The following is a 6,993-nucleotide window of genomic DNA, read 5'->3' as shown; positions in this document are numbered from 1 at the left end:
GGGCCCCGGCCCCTGTGCCAGCTGAAGCTCGCCAACACCACCGACCTGTCGGTCACCGAGGCCACCCCGCTGCGCTTCCAGGACTACGCGCCCGCGTTCACGATGGACGGCAAGCACCTCGCGTTCCTGTCGACCCGCTCCTTCGACCCGGTCTACGACGAGCACGTCTTCGACCTGGCCTTCGTGGTGGGCGCCCGGCCGCATCTGATCACCCTCGCGGCCACCACGCCCTCCCCGTTCGGGCCGCAGCGGCACGGCCGGTCCTTCGAGACGCCCGACCGGGAGGAGACCCCCGACAGCGAGGGCACCCCCACCACCCGCATCGACCTCGAAGGCCTCGCCGACCGCATCGTGCCCTTCCCGGTCGAGGCCGCCCGCTACACCAACCTGCGTGCCGCCAAGGACGGCGTCCTGTGGCTGCGCCACCCGGTCACCGGTGTGCTCGGCGCGTCCAGGGCCACCCCCGACGACCCCGAACCCAAGTCCGAGCTGGAGCGCTACGACCTCGCCCAGCAGCGCGTCGAGCATCTCGCCGTCGACGCCGACCACTTCGCGGTCAGCGGTGACGGCAAGCGGGTGCTGCTGTGGACCGACGGGCGGCTGAAGGTCGTGCCCAGCGACCGGCGGGCCTCCAACGACGACGACAGCGACAGCAACATCACCGTCGACCTGGGCCGCGTACGCCAGTTCGTCGACCCGGCGGCCGAGTGGCGCCAGATGTTCGACGAGAACGGCCGCATCATGCGGGACCACTTCTGGCGGCCCGACATGAGCGGCGTCGACTGGGACGGCGTCCTCGACCGCTACCGCCCGGTCGTGGAGCGGCTCGCCACCCATGACGACCTGGTCGACCTGCTCTGGGAGGTCCAGGGCGAGCTCGGCACCTCGCACGCCTACGTCACCCCGCGCGGCGGCCCCGGCGGCCCCCGCCAGGGACTGCTCGGCGCCGACATCTCCCGTCACGAGGACGGCAGTTGGCGGGTCGACCGCATCCTGCCCTCCGAGACCTCCGACCCGGACGCCCGCAGCCCGCTGGCCGCCCCCGGCGTCGCGGTACGCCCCGGCGACGCCATCGTCGCGATCGCCGGACAGCCCGTCGACCCGGTCGCCGGGCCCGGCCCGCTGCTGATCGGCACGGCGAACAAGCCGGTGGAGCTGACGATCTCCCCCTCCGGCGGCGGTGACCCCCGGCACGCCGTCGTCATCCCGGTCGCCGACGAGGAACCGCTGCGCTACCACGCCTGGGTCGCCGACCGCCGCGCCTACGTCCACGAGAGGTCCGGCGGCCGCCTCGGCTACCTCCACGTCCCGGACATGCAGGCCCCCGGCTGGGCCCAGATCCACCGCGACCTGCGCGTCGAGGTCGCCCGGGAGGGCCTGGTCGTCGACGTCCGCGAGAACCGGGGCGGCCACACCTCGCAACTGGTCGTCGAGAAGCTGGCCCGCCGTGTCGTCGGCTGGGCCGTCCCGCGCGGCATGCGCCCCTACAGCTACCCGGAGGACGCCCCCCGCGGACCCGTCGTAGCCGTCGCCAACGAGTTCTCCGGCTCCGACGGCGACATCGTCAACGCGGCCATCAAGGCCCTGGGCCTCGGCCCGGTCGTCGGCACCCGCACCTGGGGCGGCGTCATCGGCATCGACAGCCGCTACCGCCTGGTCGACGGCACCCTCGTGACCCAGCCCAAGTACGCCTTCTGGCTGGAGGGTTACGAGTGGGGCGTGGAGAACCACGGCGTGGATCCGGACGTGGAGATCGTCCAACGCCCCCAGGACCACGCGGCGGGCAGGGACATCCAACTGGACGAGGCGATCCGACTGGCACTGGAGAGCCTGGAGACGGCACCGGCAAAGACGCCCCCAGGCCTGCCCACGTGAACCACCGGCATGCGCTGGGGGTGTCCACGGCCCGATCGTGGCACCGACCCGGGGCCCGGCGGCCAAGGGGCACCTGAGGTCGCTCAGGGTGAAGGCGTCGTACGACGGCGGGCGCACCTGGAAGAACCCACCTGCAGCTACGCCGCCCCGGCGAGCGCCCGGACCAAGTCCGCGGACGCCCACCAGGAGCTGACGACCGACATCGTCAGGGGCTCCGGCGGCACCGTCTACCTCAGCCCCGGGGTGGCGTACGACGCCCTCGAGCCACTGCCCTGAGCGGGGGCGTTCCCACCCGGTGGTCCGGGATTGCCTGCGGACGGGCGAAAACGTAGGTTGAGCTCCGTTTTCGTGTTCGAGGGTCGAAAGGTGCCACCAGGTGGGTCGACGAGAGAAGCCGGTGGACCCCAGCGCCGGCCCGGTGCAGCGCCTCGCGCACGACCTACGCCTGCTGAGGGAGAAGGCCGGGAAGCCGCCCTACCGGGAGATGGCCGAGCGGGCGGGCTACTCCACGACCGCACTGTCGCAGGCCGCGGCCGGCGACCAGTTGCCGACGCTCGCGGTGGTGCGCGCGTACGTCGAGGCCCTCGACGCCGACCCGCACGGGTGGGAGGTCCGCTGGCGGGAGGCGGACGCCGAGCTCCGCGCTCCCGCGGCCGACGAGCGGGCTCCGTACCGAGGACTGGCCCGCTTCGAGCCGGACGACAGCGACCTCTTCTTCGGACGGGAGTCACTGGCCCGCGAATTCCTGCACCTGGCCCGCGCGCACCGGTTCGCGGCGGTGTTCGGGCCCTCCGGCAGCGGCAAGTCCTCACTGCTGAGGGCCGGGCTCATCCCGCTGCTGCGGGACGGCCGGGGCGCCGACCGACCGGCGGTGCTCCGGGTCCTCACCCCCGGTGAGCGGCCCGCCCACACGCACGGGCCGGCGCTCGTTCCCCAGGACGGTGAGCTGGACACCTGGGTGATCGTCGACCAGTTCGAGGAGCTGTTCACCCTCTGCCGCGACCGCGACGAGCGGGACCGCTTCCTCGACCTGCTGCTCGGCGCGCGCGAGTCGGAGAGCCGCCTGCGGGTGGTGGTCGCGGTGCGCGGCGACTTCTACGGCCACTGCGCCGCCCACCGGGAGCTGGCCGAGGCGGTCAGTCACGCGAACCTGCTGGTCGGCCCGATGAACGAGGACGAGCTGCGGGAGGTCGTCACTGGCCCGGCCACCGCGGCGGGGCTGAACGTCGAGCGGGTGCTGACCGCGCGGATCATCGAGGAGGTGGGCGACCGGCCGGGCGCGCTGCCGATGCTCTCGCACGCCCTGCTGGAGACGTGGCGCCGCCGCCGGGGCCGCACGCTGACGCTGGCCGCGTACGAGGAGACGGGCGGCGTACGCGGGGCGATCGCCGCCACCGCCGAGCAGGTCTACGGCGACCTGGACGAAGGCCGGGCACGTACGGCCCGGCGCGTCCTGCTGCGGCTGATCGCCCCCGGGGACCGCACGGCCGACACGCGCCGCCCGGCGTCCCGCTCGGAACTGGGACCGGGTGCGCTCGACGTCCTGGAACGACTTGCCGCCGCCCGCCTGGTCACGCTGGACGGCGACACCGTCGAACTCGCCCACGAGGCCCTGATCACCGGCTGGCCACGCCTCGCCGGCTGGATCGAGGAGAGCCGGGACCGGCTGCGCGCCCAGCGAGTTCTCGGCGAGGCCGCCCGGGCCTGGGAGGAGCTGGACGGTGACCCCGGCGCGCTGTTCCGGGGGTCACGGCTGGAGCGCGCCGAGGAGTTGTTCGGCACGCAGCGGGAGAAGGACGGCACCGACGACCTCACCCGGTCGGAGCGGGCGTTCCTGACCGCCTCGGCCGCGGCCCGTGACGCCGAACGGGACGCCGTCACGCGCACCGCCCGCCGCACGCGTGTGCTCAGCGTCGGTCTCTCCGTCTTCCTCGTGCTCGCGCTGACCGCGGGAGTCGTCGCCTGGCAGCGCGACCGGGTGGGCGAGGAGGAGGCCGCCAAGGCCGCCGCCCGCCGCTTGGCCACCGTCGCCGAGAGCCTGCGTGCCACCGATCCCCGTACCGCGTCCCTGCTCGGCGCCGCCGCGTGGCGGATCGCCCCGCTCACCGAGACCCGCTCGGCCCTGCTGGGCGCGCTCGCCCAGCCGGAACGGGACGCCTTCACCGACCCGCAGACCGGCCAGGACGTCCGGCGCTTCCTCACCGGCCAGGGCCGCACCCTGCTCAGGGCCGACGGCGGCCGCGTCACCGCCTGGGACGTGGCCGATCACCGCCGTACCGGCGCCTACCACCTGCCGAGCGACGCGGAGGCGTCCGGCGTCGGCCCGGACGGGCGGTTCCTCGTCCTGACCGGGTCGGGCAGCGACACCCTGTGGAACCTCCCCGGCGGGAGGTCGGCCGCCGATCTGGGCGACGCCGAGCTCGGGGCGACCGCGCCCGACGGAGACGCGTTCCTCACCCAGCCGATCGACGAGACCGGTCAGGTCCGGGTCCTCCGGACGGACGACAGCAAGATCCTCTTCACCACCGGGGTCTCCCGCAGCCTCACCACCGCCGCCCTCGGCCCCGGCGGACGCCTGGCCGCGTTCTGCCCCGCCGAGGGCGCGCCCCAGGTGTGGGACACCGTGCACGGCAGGCAGCTGCCCGGTGCCTGGCAGAAGGCGGACAGAACTGTGTGCGGCACCGGCTCGGGAGTCGACGGCGGGGACCGGCTGCTGCGCCTGAGCGCGGACGGCAGGCGGCTGGCCTCGGTCCACGGGACAGCGGCCACCGTCTGGGACGTCCGCAGCGGCCGCGTCGTCGCCGACTTCGCCAGCGGCGGCACGACCGGGTTCGCCCAGGCCGACCTCTCGCCCGACGGGGAGTTCCTCGCCACCACCGACGACCAGGAGATCGCCGTATGGCAGCTGGCGTCGGGGGGCGGGCAGGTCTTCCACCGGCCGCTGGCCGGCGCGCAGGTCACAGGGCTGACGTGGACCCCCGACCACGGCCACCGCCTCCTGCGCTACCTCGACCGCGCCACCGTCCACACCTTCGACCTCACCGACCGCCTCGCCGCCCCCTGGCAGAGCACACCGGCCGACGCCACGCTCCTCGGCCCGGACGGCACCACCCTCGCCACCGCCACCCGGTCCGGGCACGGCTACCGCTTCGAGCTGCGCTCCACCGGCACCGGCGCCGTCCTCGCCCGGAGCACGCTCGGCCCCCTGCCGAGCGACACCGGCGACGAAACTCCGCACCTGGCCTTCAGCCCGGACGGCCGGACTCTCGCCGTCGCCGACACCGTCTCCTCGGGCGGCTCCCTGCGGCTGCGCTTCACCGTGTGGGACGTGGCGGACCGCACGGTCCGTACGAGCTTCAGCACCTCGGGAGCGGCCGACCGCCCCGTGTCCGCGCTCGCCCTGGGCGTCGACGGTGGCACGCTGCTGGCCGCGCGCTCCGCGAGGGGCGGTGACGCGGCGGAGGTCTGGGACACCCGGACCCATCGCAGGTCCCGAACGCTGCACGGCCTCTTCGGGCAGGCGGTGGCCGTGCGGCCGGACGGACGGCTGCTCGTCGGCTCCGCCGACCAGTACGCCGACGTGTCCTCCGGCAAGGTCACCGGGTGGGCGCTCGCTGACGGCCGCGAGGTCACCGCGCTCGCCTTCAGCCCCGACGGCACCCGATTCGCCGTCGGCGACACCACCGGGCACGTGACCCTCTGGGACGGCGACCTGCGGCACACCACGGGCGTCCTGACCGGCACCGCCGACACGGCACCGAACAGCCGGACCGAGGCCGTGGGCGCACTGGCCTTCTCCTCCGACGGCAGCACCCTCGCCGTGGGAGGAGCCGGCGGGGCCCTCCGGCTGTGGGACACCGCCGGGCAACGGCTGCTCGGCGGCGACCTGCCCACGTCCGGGGACGAGATCCGCTCGCTCGCCTTCGGAAGGGACGACGGCATGCTCTACGCCACCGGCCCGAACGTGGTGCTGCAACGCCGTCCCATCGCCCCCGACGCGGCCGTCCGAGCCCTCTGCGAACGCGCCGGTGGCGGGCTGACCCGGGCGCAGTGGCGGCGGTACGTCCCGGACGCGCCGTACCGGCAGGTCTGCCCAGCAGCGCACTGAAAGCACACAAAAGGAGACAGAGTACCGCCGGATCCGGCCCTGAAATTGTTCACGGTGACCCCGGGGCTCGCTGAAAAACGCCCCTGACCAGAACGATCGGAGATCACAACGGCCGTCGGCGTCCTTCGACGCGGCGGCCGCCCGGCGTCCGGTCCGCGACGCCCGGAAGGTCTCCTCTCCTCAGGTTCTGGTCACATGCGCTCTCACACCCTGCTCCCCGCCCTCGTGCTGCTCGGCTCGCTCACCGCGGCCTGTGCGCACGGCACGTCCGAACCGCCGGTCACGGCAGCCGACGGCGCACGGCCCGGCTCGTCGCCGTCCCCGGTGCGGACGGTCGACCCGTCGAAGATCAAGGGCCTGGAGATCGTCAGCGACAGCAGCGAGGACAGCTCCTGCCCGTTCGCGACCAGCTACCCGGACGTGCCGGGCGCGGAGGCGATGACGGCCGCGATGAAGAAGGACGTGGAGCGGCGCCTGACAACCTTCCGCTCGGGGGCATGCTCGGATTCGGGCGGAGCGGACGGCCGCGAGCTCAACATCAGCCACCAGTTCCTGGTCGCCTCCGGCGATGTGCTCGGCGTCCGCCTCACCACCCAGGACCAGAGTGCGGCGGCCGACGGGCTGTCCGCCAGGACGTTTTGGTACGACGGCAGGCCCGGTGCCCACCGCACGGCACTCGGACTCGTCGCCGACGGCTCCCGGGACGCCTTCCTCGCCGCCTTGAAGGATCAGCTCAAGGACCGGGAGGGCGTGGATGCCGCCGGCCTGGACGACACGTTCTCCGTCCCGGAGAGCCGCGACGTCGCCCTGGACGACATCGCCTTCACCGCCGACGGCGGACTGCGGGTGCATTTCGACCGCGGCGACGTGGGCGTTCCGGCCGCCGGTGCCCTGACGGCGACCATCCCCAAGAAGACGATCACGCCATGGCTGTCCGCGTTCGGCAGGCGTGCCCAGCAGCAGACCGTGAGCCCCGGCCGTTCACTCGACCTCGGCGCTCCCCACGTCCC

General features: G+C 74.0%; 4 protein-coding genes. All 4 read left to right on the top strand.

What is annotated here, in order from left to right:
* The coding region (locus tag C1J00_RS35130; RefSeq protein WP_180989807.1) for a S41 family peptidase at window positions 1-1,875 on the top strand (1,875 nt) is incomplete at its 5' end.
* A gap of 9 nt (window positions 1,876-1,884) precedes the next feature.
* Complete coding sequence (locus tag C1J00_RS35125) at window positions 1,885-2,151, top strand: hypothetical protein (protein WP_102912997.1); 267 nt, start codon at window positions 1,885-1,887, stop codon at window positions 2,149-2,151.
* A 100-nt stretch (window positions 2,152-2,251) separates the two neighbouring features.
* Window positions 2,252-5,983, top strand: a complete 3,732-nt coding sequence (locus C1J00_RS35120) for an nSTAND1 domain-containing NTPase (protein ID WP_102912996.1) — start codon at window positions 2,252-2,254, stop codon at window positions 5,981-5,983.
* A gap of 195 nt (window positions 5,984-6,178) precedes the next feature.
* On the top strand, window positions 6,179-6,993 hold an 815-nt coding region (locus C1J00_RS35115; protein ID WP_146046314.1), incomplete at its 3' end, for an RsiV family protein.

The sequence above is a fragment of the Streptomyces cahuitamycinicus genome (assembly GCF_002891435.1).
GTDB lineage: Bacteria > Actinomycetota > Actinomycetes > Streptomycetales > Streptomycetaceae > Streptomyces > Streptomyces cahuitamycinicus.
This window is presented reverse-complemented; position numbering and strand designations above follow the sequence as displayed.

Bases quoted from the DNA above. Each gene is read 5' to 3' on its own strand.
- C1J00_RS35125 (WP_102912997.1), top strand. From the start codon at position 1,885: ATGCGCTGGGGGTGTCCACGGCCCGATCGTGGCACCGACCCGGGGCCC.